The organism is Lysinibacillus macroides (genome assembly GCF_001281525.1).
GTDB classification, from domain to species: Bacteria; Bacillota; Bacilli; order Bacillales_A; family Planococcaceae; genus Lysinibacillus; species Lysinibacillus macroides.
The window spans coordinates 87,457-106,632 of sequence record NZ_LGCI01000009.1 but is presented as its reverse complement, the minus strand read 5'-3'; the positions used below and the strand labels follow the sequence as shown (position 1 = coordinate 106,632).

The window sequence follows — 19,176 nt, the reverse complement described above, 5'->3', positions numbered from 1 at the left end:
CCCCTCTCTGTCCTATAAAGGAAACAAAAAATAGGCTTACACCAATTTGGCATAAACCTACTTTTTCGTAATGTCTTATTTGTTTGCTGTAACTTCTACTTTTTTGCTTTCTAACGCTGCTGTTGCTTCGCTTAAATCCAATTCTACAGCATTTTCAAGCACATCTTGTGGAATTGTAATCGTTGTAACAGCATTGAAATCATGGTACTTGATTGTTGATTGCTGTCTTGTTTTAATCGAATTGCCCTCTACTTGCATATTGATTGTCATATCCATCGCAATTTCTTCTACATCAAATGTTTCTTTATTGATTACTAATGTAAACGCAAGGTTATCGAAAGACATATCACCTAATTGTGCCTCTAGGTCAGCATCTACACCTAAGTCCATTGCACCAAGCTGCTGCTGCACAAGCTCCATAAATTTATCGCCAGCACCTTTTAATGTTAACTGATAATGGCTTGCCGTTTCCTCTAATGTGAAATCGTCAGCAAATGCTTGTAGCATCTCTAATTGCTCTGCTGCATTTGGCTGCACCCCTGTTTGGCTCAGTGCATCCTCAAATAATTGACTCGGGAATTTCAGCCAAGCTTGCTGCTCTGCCTCATACATGTACATACCATCTTTAGCTGTCATATACATTTTAATTGGCAAATTAATAGCTTCACCGCTTGTTGGATCTGTCATTGACATTGTACCCTCCGCAAAGAACTGCATCGGCTCTGTCACAATATCCATGGACATATTGCCTTTAGAATCCATTGTCATTGTTTCCTGACCATCATTTACTTCTACAGACTGCGATATTGTCATTGTTGCCTTCACGCTTTTTAACTCTTGCTGCTTCGCTAATGTTTTAGTAAATACTTCCTCTAATGTAGAGCTATCATTTGTTGTCTCAGGTTGTTCTTCTGTTGCTGGCTCTTCTTCATTTGTTTGTTCTTCTGTTGGTTGTTCTTCTTTTGGTTCCTCCGCTACAGTCTCTTCTTCAGCTAAGCCTAATGCATTCACAATAAATGTTGCTAGCTGACCGCGTGTTACATTTTTCTCTACACCAAACTCTGTTGCAGTAAGACCTTTTGCAATACCTGCTTCATATAATGCCGTTACAGCGTCTGCATATGGGCTATCTTGTGGTACATCTGTAAATGGACTTTCACCTTCTGCTGTTAAGCCTGTTGCCTGTGCGACCATCACCGCCATTTGACCACGTGTAATTGTGTCATTTGGACGGAATGTATCATCCTCATAGCCTTGTACAACACCAAGATTCACTAATGTAACGATAGCTTCATAGTACGCACTAGATGTAGCTACATCTTTGAAATTCGGGTCTTCTTCAGTTGACTCCGGAGTAAGCCCGAAAGCACCTGCAATCATTTTTGCCGCTTGACCACGTGTTACATCCTGTGATGGTTTAAATGTACCATCTGGAAAACCGTTAATAATCCCAGCTTCGTTTAGTGTTGAAATGCTACTAAAATGTGCAGAGTCTTTGCTTACATCTGAAAATGAGTTAGCTGCTGAGGCAGGTACTACTACTAAAGCTGTCACCGCTATTGCCGTCGTTGCGGCTGTGTAAAGCTTATGTTTTTTCTTCGTCATCATAATCGTCCCCCATGTATGTATATTTAAAAAGGCTTACATTACAATTCTATATAAATTGTGGAGAAAATGCTAGACATTTGGCAATTAATTTAAAATTAACGGAAGAAATAGATTAATTTTTGACAATAATTCGATATATTGCATATAAAAAAACAGCATGCTAGAAAAACTAACATGCTGTTTGATAATTTATATTATTCAGCTGCTTTTGCGCGTAGAACCATTTGTAGGATACCGCCATGACGGTAGTAGTCTACTTCTACTTCTGAGTCGAAACGAGCTAAAGCTTGGAAAGTTTTAACTGTGCCATCTTCAGATTTAGCAGTGACTGTTAAGATTTCACGTGGTTTTACGTTGTCAGTAATGTTAACAGAGATTTCTTCTTTACCAGTTAAGCCTAATGTATCAGCAGATTCACCTGGCATAAATTGAAGTGGAAGAACACCCATCATTACTAGGTTAGAACGGTGGATACGCTCGTAAGATTGTGCGATAACAGTTTTCACGCCAAGTAGGAATGTACCTTTCGCAGCCCAGTCACGAGAAGAACCCATACCATAGTCGTTACCAGCAAGTACGACTAAGCCAGTACCTTGCTCTTGGTATTTCATACATGCGTCATAGATGTACTCTACTTCGCCTGTTGGCCAGTAAGTAGTGAATCCACCCTCTGTACCAGGAGCCACTTGGTTACGGATACGGATGTTTGCAAATGTACCGCGCATCATTACTTCGTGGTTACCACGACGAGAACCGTAAGAGTTGAAGTCACGGATTGCAACACCGTTTTCAATTAAATATTTACCTGCAGGTGTATCTTTACCGATTGCACCAGCTGGAGAAATATGGTCAGTTGTGATTGAGTCACCGAACTTCGCCATAATGCGTAAGCCATCTAAGCCTTTAATAGCTTCTGGCTCTTTTGCAAGACCTTGGAAGAATGGTGGGTTTTGGATGTAAGTTGATTTGTCATCAAATGTGTAAAGAGACTCAGTTGATGTTTCAATTGCATTCCATTTTTCGTTCGCTGTAAATACAGTTTCGTATTCTTTTTGGAATAACTCACGGTTAACAACAGTACCTAATACTGCGTTAACTTCTTCAGTTGAAGGCCAGATATCAGCGAAGAATACTTCGTTACCGTCTTTGTCTTTACCGAATGAATCTTTTTGTAGATCGATATCCACTGTACCAGCAAGTGCATAAGCAACAACAAGCGGTGGAGAAGCTAAGTAGTTCGCTTTTACAAGTGGGTGTACACGACCTTCAAAGTTACGGTTACCAGAAAGAACTGAAGTTACGAATAAGTCATTGGCTTTAATTGCATCTTCGATTTCAGGTAATAATGGACCTGAGTTACCGATACATGTTGTACAACCATAACCTACAGTGTTGAAACCAATTTGGTCAAGGTAAGCTTGTAAGCCTGAATCTTCAAGGTAACCAGTTACAACTTTAGAACCTGGTGCTAAAGAAGTTTTTACCCATTTCGGCACTGTAAGACCTTTTTCTACAGCTTTTTTCGCCACTAAGCCCGCAGCAATTAATACGTAAGGGTTAGATGTATTTGTACAAGAAGTGATGGCAGCAATTGCAACAGCACCTGTTGGAATTTCTACATCACCTTCAGCAAATTTCGCTACAGAAGTTTTTGCGAATTCATCTTCTGTTAAACCGAAACCTTGTGTACCTTGTGGTGCCACTACTGCTTCTTTATAACGAGAACGCATTTGAGATAGTGGAATTAAGTCTTGTGGACGTTTTGGACCAGAAAGATTTGGTTCGATTTCAGCTAAGTTTACTTCTAAAACATCTGTGTAAACTGGCTCTAATGTTGGATCAAAGAACATCTGGTTTGCTTTTAAGTAAGCTTCTACAACCGCGATATGCTCTTCGTCACGACCAGTTAAACGCATGTAGTTTAATGATTCTTCATCGATTGCAAAGTAACCACATGTAGCACCATATTCAGGAGCCATGTTAGAGATTGTCGCACGGTCAGCTAGTGGTAATTGAGATACGCCAGGTCCGAAGAACTCAACGAATTTACCAACTACGCCACGTTGACGTAATACTTGTGTTACTTTTAATGCTAAGTCAGTAGCCGTTGTTCCGTTTGGAAGATCGCCAACTAATTTAACACCGATAACTTCTGGAATTGGGAAGTATGAAGGTTGACCAAGCATACCTGCTTCCGCTTCGATACCACCTACGCCCCATCCAAGAACGCCGATACCGTTGATCATTGTTGTATGAGAGTCAGTACCTACTACTGAATCTGGGAATGTTTCGAATGTGCCATCAGCATTTTCGTTTACGTGTACAACTGGAGCTAAATACTCTAAGTTTACTTGGTGAACGATACCTGTTGCTGGTGGTACAGCACGGAAATTATCATAAGCAGTTTGCGCCCATTTTAAGAAGTTATAACGCTCAGCGTTACGTTCGAATTCTAGGTCCATGTTTGCTTGTAATGCAGATGCATTACCGTATTTGTCAACTTGTACAGAGTGGTCAATTACAAGGTCAACTGGAATAGCAGGGTTGATTTTGCTTGGGTCGCCACCCATTTCCTTCATTGCAGAACGAAGAGATGCAAGGTCAACAACTACTGGTACACCAGTAAAGTCTTGTAATACAACGCGAGAAGGCTTGAATGGTACTTCAGCTTCTGGATCAGCACCATTACCCCATTTTGCTAATTCGTTTACGTGTTCTTCTTTAATTACATACGCATCATATTGACGTAAAACAGATTCTAATAATACTTTAATTGAGTAAGGAAGGTTTGAAACTTTTGCAACGCCAGCTTTTTCAATTGAAGCTAAGTCATAGTAATTGTAAGTTTTACCATTTACTTCGAATGATGCACGACTATTGTGTAAATTACCTTGTGCCATTTGCGGATCCCCCTAATTATATCTTTTTGAAAAGGCTTTAAAAAATGTAGCATCTTTTCTCCAATACTCATCATAACCCATTTATATTCATAAGTAAATTACATTAATATTATCTTTTTTTATAAGTTTCCCTTATGACTCTGCATTCTATCTAAGGGTTTTTAATTTTAAGATTGGTGATATATCAAGGTTTTGTTAATAAGAGGATTTCTATACCTTTCTATTTTTATGTATTTTCGTCTATTTAATTGGGGTACACGGACTTTTTTGTAAAGAGTGTACCACAGTAAGAAATTAGAAGGAGAAATAGCTAAAATAGGTAGTTGTTAATGCTGCCAATTCTATTACTAATATCTATTATAAAATGAAGAAACAGATAACTAACAAAGTTGTCTATTTTTCATTATGGTTATTTATCTTTCAATTTCCTAAAATGCTATTGGAAGAGAGTGTATAAAATAAAAAATAGTACCGGTAGTTGCAATTGTATTAGTGGTGCTTGGAGGAATAGCTTACTTTGGGCTAGATTCAGGATATGAAGAAGGAGAAATAGTAAACGGGTTTCCAGTACCTAAAATGCTGAAGTATTTTCAGAAGATGAAAGTATAGATATTGAATCAAATATATCTAACTCGCTATATTTGGAATGGCCAAAAGTGACGAATGGGCTTCCTTTTAACTATAAGCTTTTAATAATATTAAAAGGCTGGAAAGAGGTCGAGAGTGAAAAATTTGAAGATGGGGGCACAGTAAGGATTTATACAAAAAATGATGCTGAAATTACTTTTGCAACTATTGAAAGTTCTATGGGTATAATGCTAGCCAGATCTATTAAATAATATTTAAAGTTAAACAAACTTCAATAACTTGAATATGCGCTATTTCATACTTTGTTTTTTTAGGCTTTCTCTTTTGTACTGAAGCATCCTTCAAGCTACTTATGAAATGGAAAGCCACTTACTTAAGTAGACATTTCTTGTTTTCTAGTTCTGTTATACGCCTTCTTTCATCCTAAACATATATAGGTTATTTTCATAATAAAAAGCCACATCATAATAGATGTGACCTAAATCGAAATATTCATTAAAAATAACACATGTATAACAGCAAGGATGCCCATTGGATAAATAATGGATCTTGAAAACGTATTTTTAAATTCGTTACGAGGATGTCGTTCAAAAAACAAGTGTAGGATTGCATGAATGATAAAGAATAAATCAAGGACCCAGAAAACTATCGTTTGATATTGGCTAAAAAGTAAGGAAAGTATAAGTATGTAAAGAAAAAGATGAATAAACGTGAAAACTTTATAAGCCCTGGAATCTTCCATATCTTAGATCTAAGTCAAGATACCGGACACATAAAAGTTAAGTTTTTACATTGTGGCAACCACTATTTATGGAGTGTTCCACATCCCGTGTAGCCAGTCAAAGGGAAAAGAGCCTTTGACAGACTTCATGGGATGTAGAGCGTGAAATCCATGGAGGTTGCGCCCAAAATATGAAGGGGAAGATTACTTGAACCCCCAAGTTTTACGACGCAGCTCGGCACATACTTTCGCATTCTTCAGGCGTAAGAAAGCCTATTGCACTATGAATGTGTTTGCGATTGTACCAACCTTCAATGTATTTAAATAGCGCCACTCGAGCTGTTTCATAATTCTCATACCGCGTTCGATATACTTCTTCCTTTTTTAATGTCGCATGAAAAGACTCGATACAAGCGTTATCGTATGGGCAACCTTTACGGCTGAACGACGGAATCATTTCGTGTTTTTTTAGTTTTTCTTGAAATGTTTCACTCGTATATGGCGTACCTAAATCGGTATGGATGATTAATCCTGGGGCTGGTTTTTGTGCTTGTACAGCGTGATCCAATGCCTCAACGACCAAATCTACGGTCATTTTTCGTCCAAACTTATAACCGACTATTTTCTTAGAATGTAAATCAAGAACCGACGCCAAGTAGCACCATCCATCGTGAATTGTATGAATATAGGTAATATCAGCTACCCATTTTTCATGAATCGTTGTTGTTTGGAAATCTTGTTCGAGTACGTTTTCACGCTCTTCCACGGGCTTTTGAGTTGGCGTCGGACGGTACTTTTTTGTGATGTTTGAGCGAATACCCGCTTTTTTCATGAGTCGTTGCACGCGTTTAATACTGACTTTCACGCCTTCCTTGAGTAACTGTGCATGAATTTTTGGCGCACCGTATCGTCCATCACTTTCTTTGTGAATGACACAAATACGCTGCGTAATTTTCTTGTTTTCAACTTCGTACACGTTCGGTTTCTTGTGGAAAGACTGGTAATACGTACTTTTAGGTACCTTTAAAACGCGACACATTAATTGAATAGGATAATGTTCGCTTTCGTTTTCAATATGGTCAATAAGTTCTTGTTCGGTTACTTTTTCGCGAATATGGTCATAGCCTTTTTTAAGATTTCAATCTCCTGCTTTAATCGAAGATTTTCTTTTTGAATCGTAGAAACTTCCGCTGCAGTTAATTCTTCTGCACCTTCAATAGGAGAGTGTAATTTAATCCATTTATAAATCGTTACTTCAGAAACACCATATTCGCTAGACAATTGACTGACCGGTGTACCAGAGCGATATAGCTCCACTACAGTTTGTTTAAATTCTTTATTGTATCGTTTTTGACGCATAAAACAGACACGTCCTCTCTCGATTATAATGATACTAACTTAACCAGAGTGTGTCCATGGCTCTATTCTACATTCAGATATACTAAAAAATATAAAGGAGATGAACCTTAAATGATTGAAGCGAAAACCATATTGTTAGACCAACTTCTAGCTAATGCTAATGATTGCAGTTGGTATAGCTCATTTTGTAAAGTAGCTGATGAGTTAACTGAGGCAGAGGCATTTTGGAAACCTGATCATGCCAGTCATAGCATTGCTGAAATTGCCCAGCATCTAATTTATTGGAATGAAACGTGGCAATTACGCTATCAAGAAAACCAAGTGAATATTGTTCCACAAACTCATAATGTGGATACCTTCCTTGTTCAAAAAGGGGTTCCTTTCGTGGATTTAAAGGAAAAGCTGTTAAACACATTGCTGCAATGGCAGAAGTTGATTGAGGAAGAGCAGCTTTTAGCAAAGGTGGAGGGCTATCCTGTAGAGGCAAAATGGTGGGCAATTATAGCCAATGCCGCTACTCATAATGCCTACCATATTGGGCAACTAGCATATATCCGTAAAATGGTCAAATAGATTAGATTCTTCTAATAAAAAACAACCGAACTCTTTAATACAAGCCAACTAACAGAAAAACTGTAGGCATACACGGAATTTCCAGTGTTTCCTACAGTTTCAAAATAATTACCTTTATTCGAAATCATCGGGATACATAAATGTTTCAATAACCTCTCCCGTTGACGCATCCTTAATAATTATTGTCATTTTAATTTGGTCATGCTCTACATTATTGAAAATATGATAGAACACGCCTGTTAGTGCAAGTTCATCTATTGCTAATGTATCTAAACTATTTTCAAATAGTTCTTTGTTTACCGTCAAAGTAAACTCCGTAAAATCGTTATTGTGAGTGACATCTTGAATGTATGTAAAGTCTTTATCTGTTTTTACTTCTTCTACCATTTCATTAACGACTTCCTTCAAATCTTCCATCAATCTTTGATGAACAGACTTTGACATCCTTAATGTTAGCGAGCCATCCTCATTTTTAATAGCTTCCTCAACGCCATCCTCTTTTGCATCTGCAATCATTTCATCAATCTCTTCACCTTCAAACAAAATTGCTGGTAAAGTGAGCTCCATATCTATAGGCTCTTTCTCTGGCTGTGATGATTTCGTTTCTGCTGGTGTTTGATTAGCATCCTCTGTTTTCTTAGCACTGTCACTATCCTTTTCTTCGTTACATGCTACTAAAAAAATACTAACTAGCAGTGTAAGTGATAGTATGAATAATTTCTTCATTTTTCAATCTCCTCCTCTATTTAACTATATATGGATATTAGGGGAATTTCCACATTTATTTTCTTATTTAGACAATTTTCTTAATTTATAACTACACTCAAATCCCCAAAACGGAAATAATTTGAGTTGATGTACTTTTTTGTTGCATCCAAGCCTGTAATTCAGCAAGTAGCAAGGCAAGTTGTTTGCTATTGATACCATAGCTTTCTTTAAATTCCCGCTCAGAATAGCTAAATGGAAAACCAATCACATCTTTGAATGAATCGGGAGGGGAATTGCTCATTAAAAATCGTTTCATTCCCTCTAATTTCTGATTAATTCATTGCCATGTCTCTACATCTATCTCATTGAAGGCAATTCCTTGTAGCATTTTTCGAAAGCAGGCAAAATATAGTCAAAATTGTCTTCTGTTAAAAAAGAGAGGATGGGTCCTAGCATTTTCTCTTATAGCGATTAGGTAGAATCTCAATATAGCAAACGAATATCATGAATGATTTCAATCATTCTATGCACCTCCTAAAAATTTATTGATAAAGAAAATCGTTAAGCCAAGCATGATTACACTATTGATAATAAAAGGAATTTTCAAATGAAACTTTATTTTGAAGAAAGACAGCAAGACATAATAAAGCAGTAAAAAGATAGTCAACACAATAAAGTGTGCAAATGAAAAGAAAAAGCTTTCTACGATTAAAAAAGAATTGCTAACATCACCAGGATAGCTATCAGTGGCGGTAAATCGCACACTACCGACAACTAACACGGTTAGCCATTGCATCCAGTAGGTAACGAAAATTACTATGGTGAAATAAATCATATAAGTAAAAGATAGTAGTAATGATTTTATATACAATATGACACATCCTGACAATTAAAGTTATTTCACTGACGCTATAGCAAGCTAATTTGTTGCATAGAAAAAGCATCCCCTTAGTAAGAGAATGCTTTATATGACTATGCTAATTTATTATCAATGTCAGAAGTATCTACATCGTCGCCGAACCAGTCTGTTAGCTTGGCTCTTGCCTGTTGCTTCACATCGTCATCAATATACATCGCAACCTGCACAATAGCAGCTAATAGTGCGCCAATATCATCGGCATAGCCTACACCTGCTGCCATATCAGGAATTAAGTCAAAGGGTAAAATAAAATAACCTAATGCGCCAATAATAATCGCTTTATCTTTCTTTGGCACTTCCTCTTTTTGTAGGACAAAATACAAAATTAATACCGCATAGACAACGGAGGAGCCTGCTTTTTTAGCATATTTCTTAATCTTATGCCAAAGCCCATCCTCAGAATAATGCTCACTATGCTGCTTTAGTATTTCTTCATTTATCGTTTCAGGTAGATGGATTAAATTTTCCTCGCTATCTTCAATTTGCTTGTTCTTTTTAAATTTCTCAAACATTTACATCACCCCTCATTATAAGCTATCATATATTATTTTTATAATCGCTTCAAAAATAAGGCTTTAAGTTGTAAGGCATACATAAATAGGCAAAGTCAGTATACCGACTTTGCCTATCAAATAATTTTATTTTTCACCCAGATGAAATACTTGAAGGGTACAGATAACTTGGACGATCCCAGAAGCGCTGCTGAGCCATTATATCAATAAAGCTTTTAGCGAAATCTGGGCTACTATCATTCATTATCCCTATCCTGTTATCATACACTAAATTCAATGGTTCGAGCACTGCCTCGCCATTCTGCATTGTCGCAATTGGTTTAAAATGATTATAGATATTAACCGTGTATTTTTGAACTTCATACGTAAAATAAGGTGTAATATTGCCGCTTCCTACAATTAAAACCCCATCATATGTTAGCGACGAGCCTGTTAAAAAGCTATCATCCACTTCATATTGAACGCCCTCTGTGCCAGTCACAGTGCCTAATCGATCATGCACAATTACCATTTGCAGCTTTGCCTTGACCAATGTGTCTAATAATTTTTTCACACTTGGACCGTCAAACCCTTCCGCTAAGAACACTCCTACACGTAATGTATCAGGTACAAATGTAGTATTCATTAGACTTAATGCAGGTGAGGACTTTGTGACAGTCGATTCCGGTACATCTGGAACAGTCGTGCCTAATTCCTTTGAAACATTTCTCGCTAAATCATGGCTAATATGGGCAAGTACATTGACCATCCCTTGCCGTACAAAAGGTCGACATTTGCCAAGCTCAAAGCAAAAAGCACCGATAATTTGTTGCTTTTCCACATCGCTCATACTATTCCAAAACATTCTAGCCTGAGAATAATGATCTTTAAAGGATGGGGCTGTTTGTCTTACCTTACGTCCCTCTACAGTCGATGGATAAGTAACAAAACCACCCTGTGTACCTGGAACAGGATAAGGGGTATTATTGGCAAGCCCATTGCGATGGTAGGAAACTTTTCCACGATCAATAATTAGTCTCGATGCCCCATCACGCTGATTATTGGCAAATGGACATACAGGTCTATTGATAGGTAGCTGTTGATGATTTGGGCCAAGACGTGCCTGTTGCGTATCTGTATAAGAAAATAATCTGCCTTGAAGAAGAGGATCATTTGAAAAATCAATCCCTCTCACAATATTACCTGGATGGAATGCGCTCTGCTCTGTTTCTGCAAAAGCATTGTCCACATTACGATTAATGGTGATTTTGCCTATTTTCCGCAGAGGTACATCTTCTTCGGGCCATAATTTTGTAGGATCTAATATATCAAAGTCAAAGGCAAATTCATCTTCTTCCTTAATAATTTGAATCGCCAGCTCATATTCAGGATAATTACCATTTGCAATATTTATCCATAAGTCTCGACGATGATAATCTGCATCAGCACCCAGTTGCTGTGCTTCATCCCATATTAAAGTATGGACACCCAACATTGGTTTTATATGGAATTTTACAAAGTGAGCAACGCCATCCTTATTGACTAAGCGGAACGTATGCACACCAAAACCTTCCATTGTTCTAAAGCTTTTAGGAATGGCTCGGCCCGTCATAATCCATAAAGACATATGTGCCGTTTCTTTATTAGCCCCCATAAAATCCCAAAAAGTATCATGTGCAGTTTGTCCTTGAGGATATTCATTATCAGGCTCTGGTTTCACAGAATGAATTAAATCAGGAAATTTAATGGCATCCTGAATAAAAAATACTGGCATATTAATAGCAACTAAATCAAAATTTCCTTCATCTGTATAAAACTTGAGAGAAAAGCCCCTGACATCACGATTTGTTTCATTACAGCCTCTTGAGCCAACCACTTGTGAAAAACGTACAAAAAGTGGTGTTTTTTTATTGGGATCCTGCAAAAAGTCAGCCATTGTAATATCTGACAAAGATTCATACAGTTCAAATTCTCCATGTGCACCATAGCCTCTTGCATGTACAACACGCTCAGGAATACGCTCACGGTCAAAATGCGCTAATTTCTCCCGTGCAAGGAAGTCTTCAATCAGTGTCGGGCCGCGATCACCAGCGGTTAAACTGTTTTCATCATCTGAAATTGGTATTCCTTCATTGGATGTCATCTTTTTGCCTTCTGTTTCATGAATAAACGGTTCTAATTGCTTACGCTTTTTATTGGAAGAATCAACGTTTTCATTCACGCTATTTTACACCTCACATCCGTAATTATTCATTAAGTATAGACAAAGATGTGAAATTATATTCTTCATTCTCGATGATTATACTGTTCCCCAATAAAGTAAGAACGACTTATTCTCAAGTGATTCTTCATTAAGTATGAATGCGCTACTCAATCATCCATATACTCATAAAAAAACTGCACCGCCAATTGCTCTGAAGATTGGCGTGCAGTTCCATTTGGCTAATTCGTTTTTTCTGTTTGCCATCATTCTGGGCATAGAGGAATTACTCTAAGATTTTACAGAACAATATGCGATCTTGATTTTCTCCACCGTAGTTTGTGTAGACTGATATATTATCGATTGTTTTATCACCTTTTTCCATTCTAAACCCCATATTTGTATGGAAAGCGATCGACACCTTATTTGTTGGTGATGTTACACATTTTACGATGTTTCGATTGTATTGCTTGACGACATGGAAGAAAACATCATACAGTCTTTTGGCAATATTCTGTTTTCGGTAGTTAGGATGTACCCCAACAAAATGAATAAATGCTTCATTTGATTGAGACTGCGATAAAAAACCAACGAGAAAACCAATAATTTCACCGTCATTTTCCATAATCAGGCTAGTATTTGTGAAATGCTCAAAAAATAATTTGGGCAGCCGATCTGACATATTTTGTCCGCCCCACCACTCATTAATAAGCGGCGATAAAATAGCATAATCTGAACTTTGTAAACTACGAATATTCATTAGTATTCCCTCCTTCATTGAAGTGGTTACGAAGGTTTAAATGTATCCACTAGATAAATTGGATAACGCAAAGGTTTCTTAAGATCGCCTATGATATAGAAAAGAAAAGCTCCGACACGGTGGCGATGAATAACATTTCTTTACCCCACAATTCATTTGTTTAATCATGCTTATCTTTATCGTATCAGGTTTCCTTCCCCTTTGTCATGACTAATGACTTTAATGTAGCGCTTAATCCTTCAATACGATTTGTTGTAGTTGTCATCATCGCCAATAGTTGATTTTCATCCTCCACTGAACGTAGAATATCCTCTGTTGACGCTGCGTTCTGCTCGGTCATTTCATTGAGCCTTTCAATTTGCATCTGTATAGCCTCAAATTGTGAGATGGCACTGCTTAATTCATGCATTCCTCTTGTTAAATCAGCATTGGTTTGTGTAAAGGAATCTTTTAATCGATCAAAGAAATGACTGACCTCCTGTAACAGTTTTTCACCGTGCTGTAATGCTTTTTCACCATCATCTGAACGCTGATAGACCTCTGTTGACTTTTCGAATAAATTCTTCGTTACATTGGTAATGTTTACTGTGATGGCAGCGCTTTCTTCTGCGAGCTGGCGTACCTCATCTGCCACAATAGCAAATCCTTTACCATGCTCCCCTGCTCGAGCCGCCTCAATCGCTGCATTCAATGCTAATAAATTTGTCTGTTCTGCAATATGAGTAATGCCCATTAACAGACCATCGACAGTTTGCAAGCTGCTTTGAAGATTATTGACAGTTTCTGTGGTTGAGCCTATTGCCTGGTTCATCACCTTCATCTGTGCCATAGCATCCTGCATTTTTTGCCAGCCTGCCAATACCTCTCGCTGAAGATTTGTTGATTTCGCGACAGTATCCTGCGAAATGGTAAAGGTTTCATTGACAAAATGCACAGAATCTCTCATTGTGCCATGAATCATCTGCAGGCTTGATGCTTCCTGCTGGATACTAGCAGAGATGTCCTCTGTTGCGAGCAATATTTGCTTACTAGAGCCTGAAATTCGCTGCATTGTTTGCTGGAATTGTGTCACATGCTCATCCAATGCCTGACTGCTTTGTTCAATTTCTTGAAAGGCATTTTGTAATTGCTGAAAGGATACTTGCACATTTTTCTGTTGAAGTGCCGCATGTTCAATCAATTCATTCCCCCATTTTGCAATTAAATAAAAGGCTATAATTACCCCATTCATAATGGCAATCAGCGTGACAAACACAACGATATCGTCAAATGGCCCTAGCAATGACGGAGAATTTACTACATATAATATGAAAAAACTAATATTTGTTAGTACCCCAAAAAATACAATTAATTCTTTTTTAAAGTACAGAGCAATAATCGCTACTGTGCATAGCAAAATATAATGCTTATTTAATGAAAAACTATCAAGCAAGAACAATGTAAAAACAATGCTGGCAGGAATTAACCCAAAAATAAAGCCTTTTACATAGGTTTTGATTGGTAAAAAATAATTACACACTGCTAGCGCAATTACAATCAGTCCAACAAATAAAAATAGTACCCCTTTTGATAGAATCATTGGTCCACAAATTAAAATGGCCAAAACCGAAATAATAGCTAAATTAACACGATGGACTTTCTGTGTATCATAGCGAAGTTTTTTCTCCATTGCTATCCCCCTAAAAAATGAATGGACATTCATTTCAATTTTCTATTATTATATAGTATAAGAACTACTTTTTGTAGCTAAATATTGCATATAAAAGCATTTACTATATGTTTTTGCAATAAAAGGAGGAAATTGAATTGACGAATGTCCAGCAAATTGCACCAAATTTTTATTGTATTGATACACACGATTTGAATCGCGAGCAACGCACAAGTTCTTATTTATTAGTGGATGAAAAAATCACCTTAATCGAAACATCTGCTAGTCCATCTGTTCCTTATATTATGGCAGGACTAAAGGAGTTAAATATTGCTTTAGAGGATATTCACTATGTCATTGTGACACATATTCATTTAGATCACGCTGGGGGCGCGGGTTTATTTTTGCAGAGCTGTCCAAATGCTAAACTTGTGGTCCATCCACGAGGAGCGACCCATATGATTGATCCAAGTCGATTGATTGCGAGTGCTAAAGGGGTGTATGGTGCTGAGTTTGATCGTCTATTTGATCCAATTGTACCAATTGCTGCCGAGCGCATTATCGAGGTGCAGCATAAGCAGCAATTACAGTTAGGACAGCATTATTTGACGTTTTACCATACAGAAGGTCATGCTAAGCATCATGTGTCCATGCTGTATTCAGCAACAAACGGCTTATTTGTAGGCGATACAACGGGCGTTCGTTATCCAGAAATGGACAGAGAAGCGATTGATTTAATTATACCTTCAACTTCTCCAAATCAGTACGATCCAACTACAATGGAGCAATCCATTCAGTTATATGAAACATTACAGGCAAGTGAATTATATTTTGGTCATTATGGTGCGTATCGAAATCCAGCAGAAGCCTATCGTCAAGTACGCTACTGGACACCGCTCTTTTTAGAGGCAGGCAAAAAGGCACGAACAGTATCAAATGATTTTCAAGAACAAGCTCACTATTTAGATGCTCGTTTAAAAGAGCTGTTATTTGGCTATTTACAGGAAAATGGTATTGCCGACACGCATCCTGTCTATCAAACAATTCCATTTGATACAATTGTATCAGCAATGGGCATCCTTGATTATTTAGCAAAAGTAAAAGCATCGGTATAATGCCGATGCTTTTTGCTATATTGATAATCACCTATTCCAAAAGTTTTACCTACTTTATATGCCTTATAACTGAATTCTATATCCTATTAAAGTTTCTAAACAGTAAGTTCCTTGCGAATGATTTTCAATTGCTCCATAGTTAGATTAGTGATTTCTGCGATAAAAGTATCGCTCTGGCCATTCATTATCAACTTTTTTGCCATTTCAACTCGTTCTGCTTCTCGTCCCTCTTCTCGTCCCTCTTGTTTAAAAGTTTGTAATTGTTCTTTTAAATTCCACTCATGAATCAACATATTTTCTACCCCATATTAAAGTTATTAAACAGTAAGTTCCTTGCGAAGAATTTTCAATTGCTCCATAGTTAGATTAGTGATTTCTGCGATAAAAGTATCGCTCTGGCCATTCATTATCAATTTTTTCGCCACTTCTATTCGTTCTGCTTCTCGACCTTCCCTCCGCCCCTCTTGTCGCCCCTCTTGTTTAAAAGCTTGTAATTGTTCTTCTAAATTCCACTCATGAATCAACATATTTTCCACCTCGCTTGCGTGTTGTTCCAGGAAATCCTGCATGATTCCCTGGCTCTTACAGTCTTGGATTGCTTGATGAATGGCATCTGCTAATAGCAATCCTTCACATAAGTATTGTTCTACCGTGTAGATGAAAAATCCGTACTGATGGAGGGCAATACTTTTCTTTAATATTACGTCATTTTGTCCGTATTTGATATTGATCACTTTGATCGTCAGTTCAAGCGTGTTCTCATGGGGCGTTTCTTTGAAGGCATCTGACAAGTGCAAAATTTGTTCTTTTGGACTAGGCTCTTTCCCGTTATACAGCACAAGAAATTCGGGGGCTGGCAATGGAATTTGCCGTTTTTGATAAATGCTATAGCTGGTCGTCATTTTCTCATACAAACGCCCAATGTACATTAGCATTCGCAATGGCATATTTTGATTGATAGTTGATTGGTGTTCCATTAGCACGACAAATTTGCCGTCTAATAGGAAAGAAATATCGTTGATGCGATCTTTATAAAGCACCTCTGTTAGTGTGTTAATCTCGATTGGCGTATTTGGTGGGTAATCCGTCCCTTGAATGGCATTATAGACTTCAATTAATCGTACAGGCTGCTCATATACAGCGAAAATACACTGGCCTTATGCTGTTTATTAGCCTTCATTGGTACCCCTCCTATTTTGCTCAGTTTACCCGAATTTATTACGGAAAACAACTAGTGCTCCGCCATCTAAGCGTGTATGTCTTAGATAGAAAGTAAATATTTTAACCAAACTTTCTATGATAAGAGATTGCAAAAAAATGCCCTTCAATCAGTAGAGCGTTTTCTTCATTTGTCGTGCTGAAAACATCTACATTTGAATGATCATTTGCCCAATTATTTATGTTTCCTCGAAAAAATAATTATTGCTACAACACCAACTACCATAATCGTCCCTACAATAAATAACACACTTGATATATTGGAGATTACTGTACCATTTATTTCATATATTATACCATATTGCAGCATATAATTTTCTGCAAAAGCTTCATTGCCCTTAAAGACGTTTTGAATCGAATCAGCCATAAACGCATCTCTTAGCAGAACCGTTGTATGACTAATTGGAAAATAGTGAATCATTGATTGCACGTAACTTGGCAAAGCACCCATTGGCACGTAAACGCCACATAAAAAGCCGATCGCTGTACCAATAATGGTATTTAATGTGGAAAAGGCATTCTGGGTTTTAACGAAAAGCACCAAAAATAAATTGAGGGTACTGCTTAATATAACTGCTAACAATAAAATACCTATGATCTTTATGGTAGCATACCATGATAAAAGCTCTCCGCCTGTAGCGACTAAAAAGATCTCACAGCAAATAAAGGCAAGCATTGTCATCATAAAACCAATCAATAAAGCACTGATTACATAGCTCACCTGGATTTTTGCACGTGAGGCAGCCGTTGTTAAAAAATCTGCTGTTGTTTTTGTTTCAAGGTCTTTTACATAAATCCCAAAAACACCAAGCGTTGTCGTTACGGCAATAATCGATAAGAGCCCTGCCACCATCCATTCATTAACCATTTGCTTAATACTTTGTGTAACAGGCATATATTGCTCAATGGCATCTAGTTGTGTTTTTTGCAAAAAAATAGCGTAAAGGGCAATAACGATCAGCACTGATAGCATAGAGAAAAATACCAGCATACGATTTCGTGTAAACACTTTATTATGACGACTCACTAAACTTATAATCATATCCATTAGTGCACCTTCATTTCTTCGTTAATTTGAATAAAGACACGATCGAGCGAACCTTTCATTACTTCAAATGATGTTAAATGCGACGCTAATTCATTGATAATCGGAACTGCTGCCAACGTAGAGGCAATATTCATTTTATACACATCCCCTTGTTTCTCCAATGCATATCCTAAAGATGTGATAACAGCCTCATCCTTAAAAGAAAGAATGAGCTGGTCTGAAGCATATTGCTCCTTTAAATCATTGGGAGATCCTTGTGCTACAATTTTCCCCTCTTTTAAAATAACGATATTATCTGCAACAGCCGCTTCTTCCATATAATGTGTCGTTAGAAAAATAGTCATATTTGTTTCCTTCCGTAGCCTTTCAATCGCATCCCACACAAACTGTCTTGTTTGTGGGTCTAGTCCTGTGGTTGGCTCATCTAAAAATAAAATTTGTGGCTTATGAATAATCGCTCTTGCAATATCAGCACGCCTTTTTTGTCCACCTGAAAGCTGCCCATATTTTTTGTGTGCAATATCATCTATGTGTAAATACGCACAGACAAATTCATAATTTTTCATTAATTGCTTTTTAGCTAGATGATAAAAGCGCCCTCGAAGTAGGATATTTTCCATCACTGTTAATTGTGGATCAAGGATGCTTTGCTGGAACACAATACCAATTGATTGACGGATGGCATGGTTTCCCTTACTTGTTCCTAATGAATGATTGTTAATAGTTACCTCTCCACTACTAGCCTCTAATAATGTACAAAGAATTTCAATCGTTGTGGATTTACCTGCCCCATTTGTTCCTAAAAATGCAAATAGAGAGCCTTGTTCAACGGCAAAAGAAATACCTTTAACAGCCTGATGTTCCCCATATTGCTTGCGTAAATTGTCTACCTGTATCGCCAACTTCATTGTCATCTATCCCTTTCTTTTTTGGATGATTTGATTGATATCCTCAATATCCTTTAATTGCAATACATAAAGAATGCACCACACAATCACGTAAATCACTGCCTCTATTAGCAGAATAAAAGGAATACCTGTATATTGAAACCATTGACCGAAATAGCCAGCGATTAGCACACAAGCTGTAACGCCCAGCAAATGGAGCAGAAGCTGTAGTGTAAAGGTTAAACGCTCCCATTCAAAAATAATGGATAGTAGACCAATAGCAGCACCAAGGATAATAGCAATGACTACTTGTTCAAATAACTCTGAGCCGTTGATTACTGTCCCTTTTTCAAAAACACTACGCGTAACCAATAGATAAGATGAGCTTAATGAAATTAGAATGCCAATAATCATCATGCGTAAAAGTTTCATC

At 37.4% G+C, this 19,176-nt stretch carries 19 protein-coding genes; 3 read left to right on the top strand and 16 right to left on the bottom strand.

Going from position 1 to position 19,176, the window contains the following annotated elements:
- Positions 1-75: 75 nt before the first annotated feature.
- Both ADM90_RS14505 and acnA read right to left on the bottom strand, forming a co-directional pair.
- Positions 76-1,605 carry an S-layer homology domain-containing protein gene (locus ADM90_RS14505; protein ID WP_053995675.1) on the bottom strand — a complete coding sequence of 510 codons (1,530 nt, stop codon included), beginning with the start codon at positions 1,603-1,605 and terminating at the stop codon, positions 76-78.
- A 197-nt stretch (positions 1,606-1,802) separates the two neighbouring features.
- Positions 1,803-4,508, bottom strand: coding sequence for an aconitate hydratase AcnA (gene acnA, locus ADM90_RS14500; protein WP_053995674.1), 2,706 nt, complete (start codon positions 4,506-4,508; stop codon positions 1,803-1,805).
- Between the two features lie 656 nt (positions 4,509-5,164).
- Here acnA and ADM90_RS14495 point away from each other — a divergent pair.
- On the top strand, positions 5,165-5,347 hold the full coding sequence (locus tag ADM90_RS14495; protein ID WP_053995673.1) for a hypothetical protein: 183 nt from the start codon (positions 5,165-5,167) through the stop codon (positions 5,345-5,347).
- 227 nt (positions 5,348-5,574) lie between these two features.
- Here the strand turns inward: ADM90_RS14495 and ADM90_RS25445 are convergent, their stop codons facing one another.
- Both ADM90_RS25445 and ADM90_RS14490 read right to left on the bottom strand, forming a co-directional pair.
- Positions 5,575-5,838, bottom strand: coding sequence for a DUF6713 family protein (locus tag ADM90_RS25445; RefSeq protein ID WP_327037028.1), 264 nt, complete (start codon positions 5,836-5,838; stop codon positions 5,575-5,577).
- A gap of 202 nt (positions 5,839-6,040) precedes the next feature.
- A protein-coding gene (locus tag ADM90_RS14490) for an IS3 family transposase (protein WP_152928030.1) occupies positions 6,041-7,176 on the bottom strand; the annotation gives its coding sequence in 2 pieces (ribosomal slippage) (positions 6,041-6,954 and positions 6,954-7,176; 1,137 coding nt in all).
- 111 nt (positions 7,177-7,287) lie between these two features.
- On the opposite strand from ADM90_RS14490, the gene ADM90_RS14480 reads away from it, so the two are divergent.
- On the top strand, positions 7,288-7,749 hold the full coding sequence (locus tag ADM90_RS14480; protein WP_053995670.1) for a DinB family protein: 462 nt from the start codon (positions 7,288-7,290) through the stop codon (positions 7,747-7,749).
- Positions 7,750-7,863: 114 nt separating this feature from the next.
- On the opposite strand, the gene ADM90_RS14475 is transcribed toward ADM90_RS14480, so the two are convergent.
- The 7 genes from ADM90_RS14475 to ADM90_RS14445 all read right to left on the bottom strand — a co-directional run bounded on the left by ADM90_RS14475 (position 7,864) and on the right by ADM90_RS14445 (position 14,496).
- Positions 7,864-8,475, bottom strand: a complete 612-nt coding sequence (locus ADM90_RS14475) for a hypothetical protein (protein WP_200908561.1) — start codon at positions 8,473-8,475, stop codon at positions 7,864-7,866.
- 97 nt (positions 8,476-8,572) lie between these two features.
- Complete coding sequence (locus tag ADM90_RS14470; RefSeq protein ID WP_152928029.1) at positions 8,573-8,773, bottom strand: hypothetical protein; 201 nt, start codon at positions 8,771-8,773, stop codon at positions 8,573-8,575.
- 207 nt (positions 8,774-8,980) lie between these two features.
- The gene (locus tag ADM90_RS14465; RefSeq protein ID WP_053995668.1) at positions 8,981-9,328 is read right to left on the bottom strand and encodes a hypothetical protein; all 348 of its coding nucleotides are present in this window, start codon (positions 9,326-9,328) and stop codon (positions 8,981-8,983) included.
- A gap of 101 nt (positions 9,329-9,429) precedes the next feature.
- The gene (locus tag ADM90_RS14460) at positions 9,430-9,888 is read right to left on the bottom strand and encodes a YkvA family protein (RefSeq protein ID WP_083448566.1); all 459 of its coding nucleotides are present in this window, start codon (positions 9,886-9,888) and stop codon (positions 9,430-9,432) included.
- A gap of 133 nt (positions 9,889-10,021) precedes the next feature.
- The gene (locus ADM90_RS14455; RefSeq protein WP_053995667.1) at positions 10,022-12,088 is read right to left on the bottom strand and encodes a catalase; all 2,067 of its coding nucleotides are present in this window, start codon (positions 12,086-12,088) and stop codon (positions 10,022-10,024) included.
- A gap of 265 nt (positions 12,089-12,353) precedes the next feature.
- Positions 12,354-12,827 carry a GNAT family N-acetyltransferase gene (locus tag ADM90_RS14450; protein ID WP_053995666.1) on the bottom strand — a complete coding sequence of 158 codons (474 nt, stop codon included), beginning with the start codon at positions 12,825-12,827 and terminating at the stop codon, positions 12,354-12,356.
- Positions 12,828-13,011: 184 nt separating this feature from the next.
- Positions 13,012-14,496 (bottom strand): methyl-accepting chemotaxis protein, encoded by a 1,485-nt coding sequence (locus ADM90_RS14445; RefSeq protein ID WP_053995665.1) that lies wholly within the window; start codon positions 14,494-14,496, stop codon positions 13,012-13,014.
- Positions 14,497-14,633: 137 nt separating this feature from the next.
- Between ADM90_RS14445 and ADM90_RS14440 the strand changes: the two genes are divergently transcribed.
- Positions 14,634-15,590 carry an MBL fold metallo-hydrolase gene (locus ADM90_RS14440; RefSeq protein WP_053995664.1) on the top strand — a complete coding sequence of 319 codons (957 nt, stop codon included), beginning with the start codon at positions 14,634-14,636 and terminating at the stop codon, positions 15,588-15,590.
- 95 nt (positions 15,591-15,685) lie between these two features.
- Here the strand turns inward: ADM90_RS14440 and ADM90_RS14435 are convergent, their stop codons facing one another.
- From ADM90_RS14435 to ADM90_RS14415, 5 genes are all read right to left on the bottom strand, one after another.
- Positions 15,686-15,883, bottom strand: a complete 198-nt coding sequence (locus ADM90_RS14435; RefSeq protein ID WP_053995663.1) for a hypothetical protein — start codon at positions 15,881-15,883, stop codon at positions 15,686-15,688.
- 24 nt (positions 15,884-15,907) lie between these two features.
- Positions 15,908-16,630: an Rpn family recombination-promoting nuclease/putative transposase gene (locus ADM90_RS14430; protein ID WP_152928028.1), complete on the bottom strand. Its 723-nt coding sequence runs from the start codon at positions 16,628-16,630 to the stop codon at positions 15,908-15,910.
- Positions 16,631-16,983: 353 nt separating this feature from the next.
- Positions 16,984-17,856 (bottom strand): ABC transporter permease, encoded by an 873-nt coding sequence (locus tag ADM90_RS14425; protein WP_053995661.1) that lies wholly within the window; start codon positions 17,854-17,856, stop codon positions 16,984-16,986.
- Entirely contained in the window at positions 17,856-18,764 is a 909-nt protein-coding gene (locus ADM90_RS14420; RefSeq protein ID WP_053995738.1) for an ABC transporter ATP-binding protein, read from the bottom strand. Before ADM90_RS14420 ends, ADM90_RS14425 begins: the two co-directional genes overlap by 1 nt.
- A gap of 6 nt (positions 18,765-18,770) precedes the next feature.
- A complete protein-coding gene (locus ADM90_RS14415; protein WP_053995660.1) occupies positions 18,771-19,175 on the bottom strand; it encodes a DUF3021 family protein in 405 nt (134 codons plus the stop codon).
- Position 19,176 lies beyond the last annotated feature (1 nt).